This is a genomic window from Leuconostoc sp. S50 (genome assembly GCF_016624925.1).
Classification (GTDB): Bacteria; Bacillota; Bacilli; order Lactobacillales; family Lactobacillaceae; genus Leuconostoc; species Leuconostoc pseudomesenteroides.
The window spans coordinates 73,147-90,041 of record NZ_JACVUE010000008.1 but is presented as its reverse complement, the minus strand read 5'-3'; the positions used below and the strand labels follow the sequence as shown (position 1 = coordinate 90,041).

Here is a 16,895-nt window from a genome sequence, read left to right as displayed (position 1 = left end):
CACCATGTGTGAGCCAATATATCCTGCACCACCAAGTACTAATACTGCCATAATTATAAACGTATCTACCCTATGTGGTAGATACATCCCCTTTCTTGAGTATCTTATCTTAAATTATACTACAACTCACGCCATTTAAATTCTGCTTCGGCACTAACCGTATCTCCCATCATAATACGGTGACGTGTTTCACCATCACCTAAAACGACTTGTGATAAAATCGTATGTCCCAAACGAATTTCATTTTCAAATTTCAAGTTAATATGCGTCACTTCATGCGTCATCAAATATTCTGGTGACAAGACATCCTGCATCCATTCAAAGTACTTTGAATTATTAACATGTTGATTGGCATCAATATCCAAATACCGTACATGATAATCATTTTCAATGACGGTATCATCATCCGTTATTTTGATTGGATTGGGAATACGAGGGACTTGTTTAACGCGTTGTGCGTCGTATTTATCAACAATTTCTTGTGGCAAACGTGCCATACGACGATTTTTAATATCAAGCATCGTCCAAATTGATGACACCTTAATAATTTCATCACCTGATTCATCAAAAAATATAAAAGGTCGTCGTACAAAAAATGGATTGTATTCAGCAGCATAGGTTTGAATACGCATTAATTCACCCACCTTAGGTCGCCTTTTAATCTTAACTTCATACTGCAAAATGACCCAACCTAGTCCCATTGCCAAATGATAATCTTGACCAACCCCAAGTTCGTCACTTTGATTTTTAGATGCCAAAACCGCTAAATTCAAAATCATTGGTAGTGACAACTTTTGTGTCGTGTCTGCTTCATAATATTCAACACGACGTTCTATTTCATATTTTTTCATTTTAATTTATCCCATGATAATCTGCATAAACGGCTTGACGATCTAGTTCGCGCTCTTTAGCAACTTGTTTAATAGCTGCATTTGGTCGCAGTCCTTTTTCAATCAGTGCGTCAACAGCTTCTCTGACTGATAATGTGGTTTCTGACGTTTCTGCAACAACAGCCCCATCAAAGCCATCTATCATGACAACGAATTCACCGCGAATCTCATTTTCTTGTGCCCAAGCCACTAATTCAGAAACTGTTCCCCGTAAAAATTCTTCATAGCGTTTTGTCAATTCACGTGCTAACACCAGTTTTCGATCTGGTCCCATTATTTTTTGAATGTTCACCAACGTTTGCTTTAAACGATGGGGTGCTTCATAAAAAATAAGCGTATCTTTCATTGTGGATAACTGCTGTAATTCAGCTAATTGTTCACTGTTTTTACGTTTCAAAAAACCGTAAAAATAAAAAGGTTGCGGTACTAATCCACTGGCAATTAAAGCTGTCACGCCAGCAGTGGCACCCGGAATTGGCACAACTGGAATCGCCGCCGTAATAGCAGCAGCCACTAATTCTTTACCCGGATCCGAAATCGATGGCATACCAGCGTCACTAACCTGCGCTACATTCATGCCATTTTGCAAATCAGCAACTATATTTGGAATTTTGGCTTGCCAATTATGTTCATGAAAACTGGTCTGCGGTGTTTCAATACCAAAATGGTTCAACAACTGCTGCGTATGTCGAGTATCTTCGGCAGCAATCAAGTCAACATCACGCAGCGTATCCAGTGCTCGTACTGAGATATCACCCAAATTGCCAATTGGCGTTGGCACGAGATAAAGTGTGCCATATACTTGTGACCCAAAACTTTTTTGTTGTTGCATACTATTCTCCCAGCGCAATCGTAACCTCTAAAGCCATTTTTTCAAGACGTGCTTGCAAGGATATATTGATTTTTCGTAATTTATCATCAGCAAATACAGCTTCTGCTGCCTGCACTAACTGTGTGACTTGATAATGCTTAGCCAGTGTTTTATAAAAACCTATTAGACTGGGAAACCTCAAGTTCTCGTCAGCAGTGGCGGAATATACCACCATATCTCTTGCCAATTCTCGCAACCACTTCATAAACATTTTTTGTTGTAAATCAGTTGTGATTTGACTAATCAACGTGGTTTGAACATACGCAAAAGCTTCAATTTTACGTTGCATCATTAACTCAAACCACTTAAATAACAACATTTGTGTGTTCTTCTGCCAACTATCATCAAGAGTGTCTGCATTAGCCAAAGATATTTCAGGGTTCAAATGAACGATTTGAGCGCGCGACTGAATTGTTGGCAATACATCTTGCAAATTGTTCGTCAGTAGTAAAATAAGTTGTGGTCCGGCTGGCTCCTCAATAAACTTTAGCAGCGAGTTGGCGGCACTAGCCGTCATCGTTTCCACAGCATCTAAAATAAACACTTTTTTCGGACTTTCCAGCGTGGTAGTCACGAATTCAGGTGTCAAGTCGCGCACTTGTGCTACTTTTAAAGTAGCTCCTTCTTCTTTAGGCGCCACCAAATGAACATCGGGATGTTCATTTTCGTTAATGCGTAATGCATTACGATCAGTGGCACCAACGACTTGCCAAGCCAAATAACGCGAAAAGGCCAGTCTCGTCGACTGGCTTGATCCAACAAATAAGTATAAATGGCTTAATTGACCATTGCTCAGCAACTCATTAAAATGAGTTGCTTGTGTTGGGTAAGTTTGCTGTGCAGTTGTGGCAAAATCAGGCAACATTAAAACTGATAGAAGGATTCAATCTCTTGCGTAAATACTGTTGCGCCACCAACTTCAACTTCAATTGGATAAGCGCCTACATGATCCCCACCAGCATCTAAGCTAATTGGTGGTACCATGAATTGCTTACGCTTTTGAGATACATCTTTAATAATATCAAGAACCTCTTGAACCCGATCAGCCTCAATGGCAATCATAAACGTTGTATTACCTGATCGTAAGAAGCCACCAGAAGTTGACAGGCGTGTAGCTCGAACATTAGCTTTAACAAAAGCGTTACTCAATTTTGTTGTATCTTTGTCTTGTACAATTGCAGTTATAAGTTTCATGATTTGTCCTCCAGAACTTGGTTAATAAGTTCACGCGTATCGTGCACCACTTTATCTAACGGTTGTGTTGCATCGACTATTTTAATTCTATCAGAAAATTCACTTTGAAGTTTTAAATAAGTTTGGCGAACCTTTTGATGAAAGGCTAAACTTTCTTTATCTAAACGATCAATTTTTCCTTTACGGTTAGCTGTGACACGAGCCAAACCTAATTCAGAAGGGACATCTAAGTAGATTGTTAAATCAGGCAACAAGCCATCAATCGCAAATTGATTAATCTGCCAAATTTTTTCAACACCCAAGTCTCGCCCGCCACCCTGATAAGCTAATGAACTGTCAACATAACGATCAGAAATTACCACTTTTCCAGCTGCCAAAGACGGTTGGATAATCTCGACCAAGTGTTGTCGACGTGCAGCGGCATAAAGTAAAGCTTCTGTACGCTTCTCTAGGCCATTGTCATCTTCTGGCTGTAAAATTGCTCTAATGGCCTCAGAAATTGGATTACCACCAGGTTCACGTGTTGTGACAAGATTGTCTCCTAATTTTGGTTGCAATTCTGCAATGAGAATATTCAGTACCGTGGTCTTACCAGCCCCTTCAGGACCTTCAAATGAAATAAATAGTGGTTTTGACATTGGTGTTCCTTTTTAATACTATCTTAGTGATTATTTTCTCAAATTCGATCAGATTTGAGTACATGCGTCTGCATATGACCAACCGTTTTACGACGTCGTGCCTCACGATACAAGTAATTAAACTTTGCACGTGCCAAAGCGGTTTGCGCCTGAATCAAACGAAAATTGACCTGTCCATCCAACAATGCTTCTTCAGAATTTTTAGCCGTATCCCAGTCGATCTTAGCCTTATCGATTTGAAAGACCAGTGCCTGATCATATTCAGCACGTAAACGTCGCTTCTTTTTACCAAATATCATAGTTTTGTCCGTCCTTGAACTGCTTTTATTAGCGTCAATTCATCTGCATAGTCAATATCAGAGCCCACTGCCAAGCCGTGTGCCAACCGCGTTACTGTCAATCCAGCAGGCTTTAATAAACGAGCCAAATACATGGCCGTTGCCTCACCTTCAGCATTTGCGTTGGTGCCGACAATCACTTCTTTTATTTCTTCATGTTCTGATAAGCGTCTAATTAAGCTTGGTAAATTAATATCTTCTGGTCCGGTACCAGCACTTGGCGAAATGACACCATTTAGCACATGATACAAGCCATGATAGTCACGGGTATTTTCCATAGCCATCACATCACGAGAATTTTCAACAACAAAGACAGTTGATTGGTCGCGCGATTCATCCCGACAAATAACACAAGGGTTAATGTCTTTTTCTGTAATGTTACCACACACTGAACAAAAAGTGAGATCATTTTTGGCTGAAAGTAAGGATTTGGAAAAATCAGTTACATCCGCCTCACTCATACCCAGTGTATAAAATGCCAATCGTGTCGCAGTTTTGACACCTACGCCAGGTAACTTGGCATAACTATCAATTAATTTTGCAATAGGTTCTGGATACTGCATATATTCATAACGTTAAGCGTCAGAAACGTTTAACGTGTTCCTTCCTAAATTAATTAGTCCACAATGTTCACAAGGTCTTCACCAAACAGTGATTGGGCTTGCTTGACAATTTCTGGCGTATCGTTTACGACTGCTACTGTATCGTCTTGTTCAACAGGTATCTTTTCAACGTTCGCTTTGACAACTGGTATATCACTCAATTTTACAGTAATTTTTTCACCACCACGCAAACGCGACACATACGCTGCGCGATCAATTTTCCACTCGTCTTTAGAAATCAAAACAAGCGCAAATGGCAAGTTGCTTTCTGATAAATGCTGCACTAACTGTGCTTGTAGTTCGGCATCTTGCAAAGCTTCAGCCAGTAGGGCAGGATAATCAAATGCTAATACAATTGCCTCATCACTTGCTGCCACTGGCTTCGCAATCGTCAAAAACGCCTGCTTGGCTACATCAAAGTGTTGCTGTAGTTCTGGCCAAAGTTGCGTAGCACTAGTGAGCGTCTCGCGACGCGCCACACTCAAAACAGCAAATACTGCTTCTTGTCCTGTACGAGCACTTAACTTTTTATTACTGGCGACCGGCTGTAAAACTGGTTCAGGATCGACATTAGCTATTTTTTCCTGCGTTAGGGCTGATTGTTGTGTGTCACTTTGTGTATCGTTATTTGTTGATTTTACAGGTGATGACGAAGGCTTCGTGATTGGAGATGATATATCGTCAACGGTCATTGACGGAGAAACAGATGGCTCTGCTTCTGACGAATGTTTAGGCGTTGCCAAGGACTGCGAATGATTGATTTTAGAAGATGTTGGCGTGGATTCTGACCCAGCTAGGCTAAGTTTAACTGTTAAGAGTTCGAGGTAGACATCACTTTGCATCGTCTGCAATAACTCTTTTTGCGTTTCATCAAGTGCAAGCATCATAATTTGAATTCGCTGTTGCCCTATTTTTTGATTTAACTGTTTTAGTAGCTCAACTGAAGCTGTGGTCTTAATTAAGTTGGGCGCAATTGGCGACAGCATTACATCACGTAGAAGACCTATCATATCAGCTACAAAACGCTGTGCGTCTTTGCCGTCAAGTAATATCGTATGCAACGTCTGCAAGGCATTTCTAGTATCGCCCTCACTAACCTGTTGTAAAAACGATAACAATGCTTCTGTTGTGGTTGATCCTGTAACTTGTAAGGCATTCTCAACGGTGACTTTATCACTACCATACGCAATCACTTGATCCAAAATAGACAAGGCATCACGCATACCACCTTCAGCTGCATTTGCAATCACGCGTAGCGCGTCTTGATCATATTCTACAGACTGCTTATCAAGTATCGCTGCCATACGCGTTTGAATTGTTGCATCCTCAATCCTCTTAAAATCAAAGCGCTGTGTTCTCGACAAAATCGTTGCAGGAATTTTTTGTGGTTCTGTTGTCGCAAGAATAAATTTAACATTAGCGGGTGGTTCTTCAAGTGTCTTGAGTAGGGCATTAAATGCGCCAGTTGACAACATATGCACTTCATCAATAATATAAATTTTGTATTGTGCCTCAATTGGCGCGTAATTGGCGCTATCTCGAATATTGCGAATTTCGTCAACACCATTGTTAGAAGCAGCGTCAATTTCAATAATATCTGGAATTTGGGTTTCGTCGGTATCTGGCGAAATACCATTTACTTCACGAGCAAAAATTTTAGCAGCTGATGTTTTACCAGTTCCTCTTGGACCACTAAATAAATAGGCATGCCCCGTTTGATGAGCTTCAATTGCGTTTTTGAGCGTTTGCGTAATTACTTCTTGGCCTACCATATCGTCAAATGTACGTGGTCGATAAACACGATATAGTGCCTGATATGCCATGATAATACCTCCATTATGAACTGCCAAAAGTCATCTGCAATTTAATCAAGTCATGCTAAATCTTATTATCACAGACTCAGATTTACAAAAAAAGACCGCTACGCGGCCGCCATCTTATGTACACAAGCACAACCTCGAACAACCTTAGGGCTGCTACATTCCTGTCCTGACCCGGTTCGGGATCCGACGCTTGCCTGCCTATCTATTATATCTAAAAAAACAACTTTACGCAAACACTCTTGCCATTTTACGCGCAATATTTTCCTGCCACTTGAAATAAGTCAGGTAGACTTTAGGGATTGCATATTCATCAACAGCTGCAAAGTCATCCACTAGCGATACAATCCAGCTTTCACGATATTTGGGTAGTGCAATTGTTGCGCCAAACATGTGCTTCACAATGATATCTTCTTCTTTAGGACTAATTGTGGTAATTTTACGCGCATTTTTTAGAGCAATGCGGGGATGAACATACGCATGAGAACCTTCTGCAAATTTGGTCACACGCCAATCATAATAAAACATATCGTGTAACAAACCAGCTCTGGCAGTAGCGACTTCATCCGCACCAATCTTTTTGGCGATTAAGTATGAGTGATATGATACTGAAATTGAATGTTGTAAGCGATTTGAGAAGTGGTGTTGTGGATAAAGCGCTAATTTCTGGACTTCATCGTGTGCCAATAAATCATCAACAATATTTAAATATTCTGTATCTTGTCGCCATGCATTAGGATTTTGCATTCATTTGCCTCTTTATTATTTACTAAAAACAATTATAATCTATTTTCATAAAAAAAGCTGACATTTGACTTTGCAAATTCTTTACAAAGATATTGTAATGTTATAATCAACTGACTATTTTTGTTTTCTTTTGGCACGAATCTTAGCAAAAAATTGTTGCAGTAATCGGCTGGATTCTTTGGCACGAACATCAGATTGCACGAAAACGCGGTGATTCAGACGCTGATCTTCCAATAAATGATAGAGCGATTGTGTTGCACCGCCTTTTGCGTCTTGCGCACCATAATAAACCGCTGGCACACGTGCATTGATTATTGCACCAGCACACATAATACAGGGCTCAAGCGTAACAAATAATGCAGTGTCTTCAAGACGCCATGATTGCAAGACTTGGTTAGCACGTTCAATAGCAATCAGTTCCGCATGAGCAGTGGCTAATTGATTTCTTTCACGGTGATTGTGTGCACGAGCAATAATTTGATTTTCAAATACAATTACTGCCCCAATTGGCACTTCCCCTTCATCTCCCGCTAATTTTGCCTCATTTAAGGCTTCTTGCATGAAATAATCAATTTGTTGTTCACTAAATGTCGGAACTTTCGCCATAAGTGCTCTCCAAGATATAGTACCCTTTATTTTTATGAATTACCGACGCATTACCAAATGCCAACAGCATATTTTTTTGAGCTGACGGAGCGCCTTGTTTTTTTTGTAAAACAGCAATTAATTTGCCTCCTGGCTGTAAATATTTAATTGCCTCTTGCAACATCGCCGTCACTACCTGTTTACCTGCTCGAATCGGCGGATTCACTAAAATAGCAGCATATTGCTGATCGATATTCTGATAAACATCAGATTGGAATATTCTAGTTAAATTTTCGACACCATTTTTTTGCGCATTTTGTTTTGCAAGTGCCAAAGCTCGTTCATTAACGTCAACCATGTCAACTTTTCGATTGTAAGCTTTGGCAATACTAATGCCAACCGGTCCATATCCTGTGCCCAGGTCAAGTATTTTACCAGTCGGAATAGTCGTTTTTGACAATGCATCCAGCATTGTCCGAGTTCCAAAATCAACAGTAGATTTTGAAAAAACGCCTGAATCAGTTGTGAAATGTAATTGATGATCTAATAACTCAAAATCAAATTGTTGAAAGTGATGATCCGCATTAGGATTGGTAGTAAAATACTGTTCTCCTGATGTTTTGTCTGTCATGTTGCAATGCCTCCATGAAATTGTTTCAATATGTACAAAAAAAGAAGTACCGAAGCACTTCTTTTAATATGATGAAGAAGATTACTTCAATGTTACTGAAGCGCCTGTTTCTTCCAAGGCTGCCTTCAATGCGTTGGCGTCGTCTTCGTTCAAACCTTCTTTAACGATTGAAGGTGCGTTATCAACTAAGTCTTTAGCTTCTTTCAAGCCCAAACCAGTTGCTTCACGAACTGCCTTGATAACCTTAACTTTAGCAGTACCTGCTGAAGTCAATTCAACATCAAAGTCTGACTTTGCAGCAGCTGCACCGTCACCTGCACCAGCAGCGGCTACTGGAGCTGCAGCTGAAACGTTAAATTCTTCTTCGATAGCTGAAACCAAGTCAGCCAAGTCCAAGATCGTTGCATCTTTCAATGATGCGATAATCGCGTCTTTATCAAAAGCCATGATCAAAATCCTCCGAGATTTATATTTACTTTATAATGGTTGTTTTAAATTATTCAGCATCTGTAGCTGCTTCTTCGGCAGCAGGTGCTTCTTCAGGTGTTGCTTCAGTAGTAGCGCCACCTTCCTCTTCCAATTTGTCAGACACAGCCTTAACAGCATATGCGAATGAACGAATTGAGAATTGGAATTCTGCCATCAACTGACCCAACAGACCTTCACGTGAAGGCAATGAAGCGTACTTGTTAATGTCATCAAGACTAGCAATGTTACCATCAACAACACCACCCTTGATTTGCAATGCTTCGTTCGCATCCGCAAACTTCTTCAAGATACGTGCTGGTGCAACAGCATCATCGTTAGAAAAGGCAACAGCTGAAGGACCGGCAAAAATGTCGTTCAATTCAGCGTAACCAGCTTTTTCAGCTGCACGAGTCAAGATCTTGTTCTTGATTACTTCAAGGACAACCCCTTCTTCACGCAATTGATGACGCAAGTCTGTGGATTGCGCAACTGTCAATCCACGGGCATCAACAACAACTGCTGAAGCGGCATCCTTAAATTGATCAGCAATTTCTTCAACTTTTTGTGCTTTAACTGCAATAGCTTTTTCACTCATGATTATGATTCTCCTTCCTTTAAATTTATTTTGCAAAAGAAATCCCGTGCGCTCAAAGACACACGGGAAAAGGTTTTAAACTTCCTCGGCAGGCTATTAAGATGCAAGCATCACCTGAGTCTTAGGCAAAATGGATTCAATTACTTAATAAATTCTACCAAACGAAGTTGATATTGTCAAATTACAATGAATTAACATCCAACGATACAGCTGGACCAAATGTTGACGAAATTGAAACGTGTTGTACATAAGTACCCTTAACAGCTGCAGGACGAGCCTTCAAAACTGTTTGAGAAATTGACTTAATGTTCTCAGCCAATTTGTCAGCATCAAATGACACACGACCAACTGGAACTGCAACGTTTCCGTCACGATCTGTACGGTATGTTACTTGTCCACCCTTGGCATCTGAAACAGCCTTAGTAACGTCCATTGTAACTGTGCCAGTCTTAGGGTTTGGCATCAATCCCTTAGGTCCCAAAGCACGACCAACACGACCAACTTGAGCCATCATATCTGGTGTTGCAATCGCAACATCAAAGTCTAACCAGCCGCCTTGGATGCGTTGTACCAAATCAGCAGCACCAACAACGTCAGCGCCAGCTGCTTCAGCTTCTTTTGCCTTGTCCCCTTGTGCAAAGACAACAACAGTCTTATCTTTACCAGTTCCGTTTGGCAACACAACAGCACCACGCAATTGTTGGTCTGCTTGACGTGTGTCAACGTTCAACTTGAAAACAACTTCAACAGAAGCGTCGAACTTAGCAAAATCAATTTCTTTTACCAATGAAACAGCATCGTCCAAAGCATAAGCTTTTTCAGCTTCTACCTTTGCTGCTGCTGCAACATAATTTTTACCATGCTTTTGAGCCATTATTCTGCGTCCTCCTTGATTGCTGTACCTTCAACAGTCAAGTCAACACCGTCAACAGTAACACCCATTGAACGTGCTGTACCTTCGATCATACGCATAGCGTTTGTGATGTCGTTGGCGTTCAAATCAGCCATCTTGTTTTCCGCAATGGCACGAATTTGATCAAGTGTCACGTTTCCTGCCTTTTTGGTGTTAGGTTCACCTGAACCCTTACCAACAATCTTACGCAATTGATCAGCTGCAGGTGGTGTTTTTGTGACGAATTCGAATGAACGGTCATCAAATACAGAGATTTCAACTGGAATAATTGATCCAGCTTGATCTGCAGTACGCGCATTAAATTCCTTAGTGAATTGCGCAATGTTAATACCAGCTTGTCCCAATGCAGGACCAACTGGTGGTGCCGGCGTTGCTTTAGCGGCGGCAATTTGTAGCTTAACTACGTTTACAACTTTTTTAGCCACGATATTTTCCTCCTCGTGTTGTGGTGAAACACAGCTTTAGTGCTGCTCCCACGTATGCCGATGGCATACTAATATATGTTACCAAATATCAAAACGTTTTGCAAGATGATTTAACGTTCATCTAAAACTGTATCAACGTCAGCAAAATCAAGTTCAGTTGGTGTTTCGCGTCCAAACACTTCAACTGTAGCTTCCAGTGTTTGCTTTTCCTGGTCAACTGAAGTGACAACGCCTTCCATTCCTGAAAATGGTCCAGCAATAATTTTAACCGTTTGACCAACTGTCACATCTAGATCAACCTTTTCACGGGTAACCATACCCATTCGTTTCATCAATAAGTCAACTTCTTCAGGCATGAGTGAATTTGGTTTTGAACCAGCACCGTGAGAACCCAAGAAGCCAGTTACGCCAGGTGTGTTACGCACAACGTACCAAGCTTCATCCGTCATGTTGTCGTCTTGTGGTGTTGCCATCTCGACTAAGACATAGCCCGGAAAGTCGTTTTCAACGGTTTGCTTGGCTTCACCATCTTGAATCGTTGTCACTTCTTGTTCCGGCACTAATACACGAAAAATTTGTTGTGACATACCCATTGTTTGTGTACGTGATTCTAAGTTTGCTTTGACTTTGTGTTCATAACCAGAATAAGTATGCACAACGAACCATGATTTTTCAATATCTTCTGACATTTTTTACCTCTTTCCAAAATAAAAAGAACCCCCAAAGAGCTCCTGTTGTTAAAGCAATTATAACAAAAAAAAACTTACTTTGCTAGTAAGACATTAAACCCTTGTTGCAAAAGCCAATCAACGCCACCTAGAAAAAGTGCAAAAATAATTGATACCGTGATCACTGTAACTGTTTCTTTTGATGTTTGCTCACCTGTAAGCCAAGTGACCTTTTTCATTTCTGCTGCAACGTTTTTAAAGTAGTTAATCATTAGGAAATTCCTTATTTCGTTTGTTGATGCAATGTATGTTTGCCACAGTGTTGGCAAAACTTATTGACAGAAAGACGCTCGGTGCGATCTTTCGATAATGTTACCGTGTAATTGCGCGAACCACAAACAGTACACGCCAACGATACTTTTTGACTAGCCATGCGTTAGCCTCCATATTCTCTATGTATCATACCATTGTTAATTATTTTTTGCTACCCCATACAGGATCAAATCCATCAGCTGCGCAATTCGTTCATGTTTAGTTTGTTTAGCACCTAAGGCGTGAAAATCACCAAACAGTGGTGCCAAACTCGTGATATAAAAAGAACTTGCAGTTCGTGCGTCAATGTTTGAACGCAAACTCATTTTCGCAAAAAATTGGGCGATTGGTGCAACATAATCTTGCCCAAAAATCATCCCCAGAACGCGTTGATGTTTGTCCGATAATGACGTAAAGCTACTATGGATTAGCGTAAAAACATCACGCGGATGACGTGTCAAAATAGCATCCGTCAAATCAATGAGTTGATCTATTGGTTCCGTATATGTCCTCGCCAAAATTTTTTTCATATCGCGATTGACCTGATCGCCAACCGTTTTAACCACTTCGACAAATAGCGTTTCTTTATCACCAAAATGATGATAAAGAGCAGGTTGACTAATATTTAGGACTTTTGCAATATCTCGCGTTGTTGTTTGGTTATAACCTCTGGCCAAAAAAAGGGTTGTCGCTGCATCGATAATTTGTTGGCGCCGGTTTTCACTTTCTGGTATAGACTCTGCCACTGTGTTACCCCACTTTGTATTCTTCAATCTAGTTTACACCTGAAACCGACAAAAAAACATTTCCAAATTGTGGAAATGTTTTTAAATATTGATCAAAACACCACAGTATCAAGTTTAGCTAAACGTGCCTCTGTGTTAGAACGCCCTGACAGGTAAGCAGCGATACGCGCATAGTGCATATAACGTTTAGCTGCTTCTGCATCACCACGTTTTTCTTCAATGTTTGCTAATTGTTCGCTCAATTCAGGTACCCAGAACAAATCAACACGGTGGCGCAAAGCATTTAACGCACCCGACAAGATACTTGCAGCTTCGTCATAATCTTGTTGTGCTACCAAGAATTCAGCATAATATTTGCGCCCTTGCAAAACACCATGGAATTCCAAGTCAGAAGAAGTCAGCAAATCAGGCTCTTGTTCGTAGGCCAAAGCGAACTTTTCTCGTGCTGTCGCGACATCTCCTTGCAAATAATAGGATGATCCCATTTGGTGGTACGCGTAAAATAAGAAGAAATTACTTAAGACAGGTGTCTTCTTATCGGTTGCGCGCTCAGTATTGTAAATAACTTGCGCGTAGTTCTGTTTATTATGAAATTCGTCAGCAGCTTTTAGAATGTAATAGGCTTGCAGTGTAGGAGGATTCTGGCTCAAAGCTTTTTCAAAATCCTTGAATTCATTCAAAGCATCTGTGTTCATGTTTAAAACAACTTGACTCAATAATTCCTTAGCTTTATTCGTCAAGAAATCACCGGACACGAACTGTGACATATCTAAATTCAAACGGTCTAGTATTGCCAACAATACATCTGCATTGGGTACGCGATTTTGATTTTCGACCAATGAAATTGTCGCTTGAGTGGTGATACCTTCAGCTAGCTCAACTTGTGATAAATGCATCTTTTTGCGAGCAGCGCGGATTGCTTTACCGTCAAAATTTTCGTTTTTACCGTTTCTTGCCATTAATTAAACTTCCCTATTTTTTCTTCACCCAGCGCTAAGAATGAATAGCTTAATGATTCATTGCGCTCAAATTCTTCAAAACCGTACTCAATTAACATATCAGCTAACTTTGCATTATTGATGTCTGAATAGTCCCATAAACGCTTAAATAAAGACATATTAGTGAATCCAGGCAACGTGTTTGGTTCACCTAAATAAGGCACATTATTTTCATCCAACAAGAAGTCCATTCGTGCTTCACCGCGCAGATTTAACACTTTAAACGCATCCAAAGCCATTTGCTTTACTTCTTGTGTCACACTGTCGGGTAACTTAGCCGGAATTTCAAATTGAACCGCTGAGTTATCAACAAACTTGTTACTGTAATCGTACCAGCCGTCACCTACACCTTGTTCTGGAACCGTATGTGCACCAATTTCAGACACCAATAAATCATCGTTTCCAATAACGCCAACTTCTAATTCTCTTGGTCCTTTAACCGCCAGCTCAATCAACACTTTATAATCGTATTGAAATGAATCGGCCAATGCTGTCTGCAATTCTTCAGCACTTTTAACACGTGAAATACCTACAGAAGAACCCTGATTTGCAGCCTTAACGAAGACAATATCTCCTAATTCAGCAACTACTTGTTCCCATGTAAGATTTTGTGCAGTTTTTGGATCAACTACCATATACTTCGTGTTACGAATGCCATTAACTGTCAACAACTCTTTGGTCAACACTTTATCAAAACTAACCGCATGACCGCGTAATGGTGCACCAACATAAGGCTTGTTGAGCATTCGGAAAAGGCCTTGTAAGGTCCCATCTTCACCTAAATTACCGTGAACGACTGGGAAGAAGATATCAAAATCACCAGCTGCACGTAGCGCAGAAATGCGTGCCAAGGGGTCAGTTGCATCAATTTTTGCCATAAACGCATCAACAATTGGTTGTTCATTTTCCAGTGCCAAAATGCGTTCCGAACTAGCTGGATCTAAAAAGAAACCGTTTTGTGCAATAGCGAAAACCGTGATGTCATATTTATTTGTGGCCATAATTGCATCATAAAAATTTTGAGCCGATCGTTTCGACACATCATGTTCTGATGAGTTGCCACCAAAAATAAGCGCTACGTGTTTTTTATTCATTTTTCTATCCCCGTTTTTTTATTATATCAAATATAAGTAATATTATGCAAGCATTTACATATTGAAAGTCAGCAATGTCACTAACTCAAGTAATTTTTGGTCTCGTTAACATAATCAGTAATTGCTTTGGGCACATCACTTGGGTTAAGTAAGATAATCTCGTGAAAAAACTGTGACCGATTATAAAATTGTTGCCAACGTGCTTGCGTTTTTGGTGGTGTTTGCGTCACCAAATCTTTACGCCAATTTTTAAGCGTTAACAACATATAGTCGCTGTAAAGGGCATGTTGTTTTGCCAATTTTGACAAAACTTCCACCAATCGGCCTGTTTCACCAAATGTCAGCGGGTCCGACAGTTCCCTAAAACCAGCAAGCATCGCACTCATCAAAAATAATTTGTCTGCTCTTATAAGTTGTGGCATCAAAAATATTTCAGCAGCAGCATTACCAACGTGAGTAAAGGCATGCGCCCAGCCATTTTGGCCAATGAAGCCTCGACCATCCCGCTCTAAAGCAGCATATAAGGCAACCTGATCAATCAAATCGTCTAATTGACCATCTGACAAAAATGGTTTTTTTACCCGATTCGCGTATAACAGTAGTGACAAAATCATAACGCTAAATGAACGTCGATAAATGCCATCATTGTGTGGTTCCAATATATGACTGAATAATTGCTCATCCGATGACAAGTACTCAGTTAACCACCGAAGCTGTTCCGGCGCTAGTAAATCATTTTGCACCATGTCACTTAAAAAGAAGAAAGCGCCTGTGTCTCTGTACTGTGGCTGTGGATTAGCCAGTTGTTCAGTAATGACATGTAAGTCAGTATCACTGATATGAAAATCGACATGCTGCATATCTGGATCTGCTTCAGTTATAAGATCCAGTTGATGTGTATATTCTTGTATTCTTTGTAAAGCGTACTCACCATCTACTGGTAGTATGACTTCAGTCGCCGGTTTAGGGGGCATTTCGCGTAAAGCTTCTGCCATTAAATCACCCAAGGACTGAAAAATATTACCATCCCGGACCTTTTGACGTAACGCCCCAAATTCTTGCTTTAATTTTTCGAATTCTGTCATTAGATTGAAAACCCTGTTGATTCAGTAAAAGTTGTATTTTTCTTTTGATAGCTGATAGAAAGTACTAGACCAACACCTATTAAATTACCAATCAGTGATGAGCCACCTTGAGAAATAAAAGGCAGTGGAATTCCTGTTAACGGCAATAGCCCAATACTCATCCCAATATTTTCGAAAACATGGAATAACACCAACATCACAACGCCGGTTGCTATATAAGCGTAAAAAGCACTTTGCGCGCGAAAAGTAGCACGAACTAGTAAGTAAATAAGGCCAAAATACAAAGCAATCAAGAGCGCACCGCCAATGAATCCAAAGCTTTCACCAATGACTGAAAAAATCATATCAGACTCTCGCACGGGTACGTAAACTTTTAACGCACCCCACCCATTACCTGTTAATTGTCCTGATCCAATGGCTTTTAAACTCTGATAAGTTTGGTAGCCATCACCTGAAGTATCAGTCGCTGGATGCAACCACGTATCAATACGTGCAAATTGATAACTTTGAAACCCTAATACGGATAAAATTTCTCGTCCTGCAGTTGAAATAACAAGCGTTAGCAAGGTAGTTCCCAAAACAACGCCAGAAATGATGACAGGTGCCAAAATTCGCCAAGTAACACCAGAAACCAACGTAACACCACCAAATATGGCAATAAAGACAAGTAATGTTCCCAAATCATTTTGCAAGGCAATCAAAGCCGCTAGAGGCAAAAACACTAATGCCATTTTTCCTAATAAAATCCAATCACTCTGCACCGCGTGCGTTGGATAATCACGATTATGCTGTGCCACTACCCTTGCTAGCATTAAAATAAATGCTGGTTTGACAACTTCAGAAGGTTGAAATGAGATCGGTCCAAACACAAACCACGACTTTGCTCCTGTCGCAAGAGCCATCGATCGGTTATAGAATATCAAAACAGCCACCAGCAAGAATACGCCTAATCCATAGGCAATAGGGGCTAATCGCCACAGCTGCGATTCATCAAACCGTAGCAAAAAAACAATAATCAAGCCGCCAATAAACCAGAACCCTCCCTGCACAATTACCGCACGAAGCGCTGTTCCAGCGGTTGAACCTTGCATATGCGTAGCTGCCTCAAACAAGGCACTCAAACCAATAATCATAAATAATAGCAAAGCTAAAATAATGCCCCAGTCTAATTCTGATCCAGATGTTCGTTTTGAAATTTGTCGTCTTTGTTGCATGATATCTCCAAAATGCTAATCACTTCTTTTTTAACGCTACTTTTTGCTCAACCCCAAGAGG

Annotated in this window: 23 protein-coding genes, 1 other RNA gene and 1 other annotated feature; all 24 genes read right to left on the bottom strand. The window is 40.4% G+C overall.

Annotation, left to right across the window (positions count from 1 at the left end; all coding sequences use genetic code 11):
- Window positions 1-119: 119 nt before the first annotated feature.
- Window positions 120-851 (bottom strand): acyl-[acyl-carrier-protein] thioesterase, encoded by a 732-nt coding sequence (locus IAE53_RS07895; protein WP_148423491.1) that lies wholly within the window; start codon window positions 849-851, stop codon window positions 120-122.
- A gap of 1 nt (window position 852) precedes the next feature.
- On the bottom strand, window positions 853-1,722 hold the full coding sequence (gene rsmI / locus IAE53_RS07890; protein WP_148423490.1) for a 16S rRNA (cytidine(1402)-2'-O)-methyltransferase: 870 nt from the start codon (window positions 1,720-1,722) through the stop codon (window positions 853-855).
- A gap of 1 nt (window position 1,723) precedes the next feature.
- Window positions 1,724-2,626: a DNA polymerase III subunit delta gene (locus IAE53_RS07885; RefSeq protein ID WP_148423489.1), complete on the bottom strand. Its 903-nt coding sequence runs from the start codon at window positions 2,624-2,626 to the stop codon at window positions 1,724-1,726.
- Window positions 2,626-2,955, bottom strand: coding sequence for a cyclic-di-AMP receptor (locus tag IAE53_RS07880; RefSeq protein ID WP_004912736.1), 330 nt, complete (start codon window positions 2,953-2,955; stop codon window positions 2,626-2,628). Before IAE53_RS07880 ends, IAE53_RS07885 begins: the two co-directional genes overlap by 1 nt.
- Entirely contained in the window at window positions 2,952-3,593 is a 642-nt protein-coding gene (gene tmk / locus IAE53_RS07875; protein WP_148423488.1) for a dTMP kinase, read from the bottom strand. The genes IAE53_RS07880 and tmk overlap by 4 nt, the downstream gene beginning before the upstream one ends.
- Window positions 3,594-3,631: 38 nt before the next feature.
- Window positions 3,632-3,892, bottom strand: a complete 261-nt coding sequence (locus IAE53_RS07870; protein WP_004912743.1) for a YaaL family protein — start codon at window positions 3,890-3,892, stop codon at window positions 3,632-3,634.
- Window positions 3,889-4,494 carry a recombination mediator RecR gene (gene recR / locus IAE53_RS07865; protein WP_010292719.1) on the bottom strand — a complete coding sequence of 202 codons (606 nt, stop codon included), beginning with the start codon at window positions 4,492-4,494 and terminating at the stop codon, window positions 3,889-3,891. The genes IAE53_RS07870 and recR overlap by 4 nt, the downstream gene beginning before the upstream one ends.
- Before the next feature lie 53 nt (window positions 4,495-4,547).
- Window positions 4,548-6,356: a DNA polymerase III subunit gamma/tau gene (gene dnaX, locus IAE53_RS07860; protein ID WP_188353418.1), complete on the bottom strand. Its 1,809-nt coding sequence runs from the start codon at window positions 6,354-6,356 to the stop codon at window positions 4,548-4,550.
- A gap of 117 nt (window positions 6,357-6,473) precedes the next feature.
- Window positions 6,474-6,556: signal recognition particle sRNA small type (gene ffs / locus IAE53_RS07855), an RNA gene on the bottom strand.
- A gap of 25 nt (window positions 6,557-6,581) precedes the next feature.
- Entirely contained in the window at window positions 6,582-7,100 is a 519-nt protein-coding gene (locus IAE53_RS07850) for an HD domain-containing protein (protein ID WP_148423486.1), read from the bottom strand.
- Between the two features lie 114 nt (window positions 7,101-7,214).
- A complete protein-coding gene (gene tadA / locus IAE53_RS07845) occupies window positions 7,215-7,706 on the bottom strand; it encodes a tRNA adenosine(34) deaminase TadA (RefSeq protein WP_148423485.1) in 492 nt (163 codons plus the stop codon).
- Entirely contained in the window at window positions 7,684-8,316 is a 633-nt protein-coding gene (locus tag IAE53_RS07840; protein ID WP_010292728.1) for a class I SAM-dependent methyltransferase, read from the bottom strand. Before IAE53_RS07840 ends, tadA begins: the two co-directional genes overlap by 23 nt.
- 81 nt (window positions 8,317-8,397) lie before the next feature.
- Complete coding sequence (rplL, locus tag IAE53_RS07835; RefSeq protein WP_114667228.1) at window positions 8,398-8,763, bottom strand: 50S ribosomal protein L7/L12; 366 nt, start codon at window positions 8,761-8,763, stop codon at window positions 8,398-8,400.
- A 49-nt stretch (window positions 8,764-8,812) separates the two neighbouring features.
- On the bottom strand, window positions 8,813-9,379 hold the full coding sequence (rplJ, locus tag IAE53_RS07830; protein ID WP_147651055.1) for a 50S ribosomal protein L10: 567 nt from the start codon (window positions 9,377-9,379) through the stop codon (window positions 8,813-8,815).
- A gap of 27 nt (window positions 9,380-9,406) precedes the next feature.
- Window positions 9,407-9,523, bottom strand: a sequence feature (ribosomal protein L10 leader region).
- A gap of 37 nt (window positions 9,524-9,560) precedes the next feature.
- Window positions 9,561-10,253 (bottom strand): 50S ribosomal protein L1, encoded by a 693-nt coding sequence (gene rplA, locus IAE53_RS07825; RefSeq protein ID WP_148423484.1) that lies wholly within the window; start codon window positions 10,251-10,253, stop codon window positions 9,561-9,563.
- Window positions 10,253-10,717, bottom strand: coding sequence for a 50S ribosomal protein L11 (rplK, locus tag IAE53_RS07820; protein ID WP_002815940.1), 465 nt, complete (start codon window positions 10,715-10,717; stop codon window positions 10,253-10,255). The genes rplA and rplK overlap by 1 nt, the downstream gene beginning before the upstream one ends.
- A 110-nt stretch (window positions 10,718-10,827) precedes the next feature.
- A complete protein-coding gene (nusG, locus tag IAE53_RS07815) occupies window positions 10,828-11,406 on the bottom strand; it encodes a transcription termination/antitermination protein NusG (protein ID WP_010279704.1) in 579 nt (192 codons plus the stop codon).
- Between the two features lie 74 nt (window positions 11,407-11,480).
- A complete protein-coding gene (gene secE / locus IAE53_RS07810; RefSeq protein WP_004912775.1) occupies window positions 11,481-11,657 on the bottom strand; it encodes a preprotein translocase subunit SecE in 177 nt (58 codons plus the stop codon).
- 11 nt (window positions 11,658-11,668) lie between these two features.
- Window positions 11,669-11,818, bottom strand: a complete 150-nt coding sequence (rpmG, locus tag IAE53_RS07805) for a 50S ribosomal protein L33 (RefSeq protein ID WP_010279708.1) — start codon at window positions 11,816-11,818, stop codon at window positions 11,669-11,671.
- Between the two features lie 37 nt (window positions 11,819-11,855).
- Entirely contained in the window at window positions 11,856-12,443 is a 588-nt protein-coding gene (locus IAE53_RS07800) for a TetR/AcrR family transcriptional regulator (protein ID WP_148423482.1), read from the bottom strand.
- A 92-nt stretch (window positions 12,444-12,535) separates the two neighbouring features.
- On the bottom strand, window positions 12,536-13,402 hold the full coding sequence (locus IAE53_RS07795) for a helix-turn-helix transcriptional regulator (RefSeq protein WP_148423481.1): 867 nt from the start codon (window positions 13,400-13,402) through the stop codon (window positions 12,536-12,538).
- Window positions 13,402-14,535, bottom strand: coding sequence for a D-alanine--D-alanine ligase family protein (locus IAE53_RS07790; protein WP_200136264.1), 1,134 nt, complete (start codon window positions 14,533-14,535; stop codon window positions 13,402-13,404). Before IAE53_RS07790 ends, IAE53_RS07795 begins: the two co-directional genes overlap by 1 nt.
- A gap of 80 nt (window positions 14,536-14,615) precedes the next feature.
- Complete coding sequence (locus IAE53_RS07785; protein WP_188353416.1) at window positions 14,616-15,620, bottom strand: DUF2785 domain-containing protein; 1,005 nt, start codon at window positions 15,618-15,620, stop codon at window positions 14,616-14,618.
- Window positions 15,620-16,834: an FtsW/RodA/SpoVE family cell cycle protein gene (locus IAE53_RS07780; protein ID WP_148423478.1), complete on the bottom strand. Its 1,215-nt coding sequence runs from the start codon at window positions 16,832-16,834 to the stop codon at window positions 15,620-15,622. The genes IAE53_RS07785 and IAE53_RS07780 overlap by 1 nt, the downstream gene beginning before the upstream one ends.
- Between the last annotated feature and the right edge of the window lie 61 nt (window positions 16,835-16,895).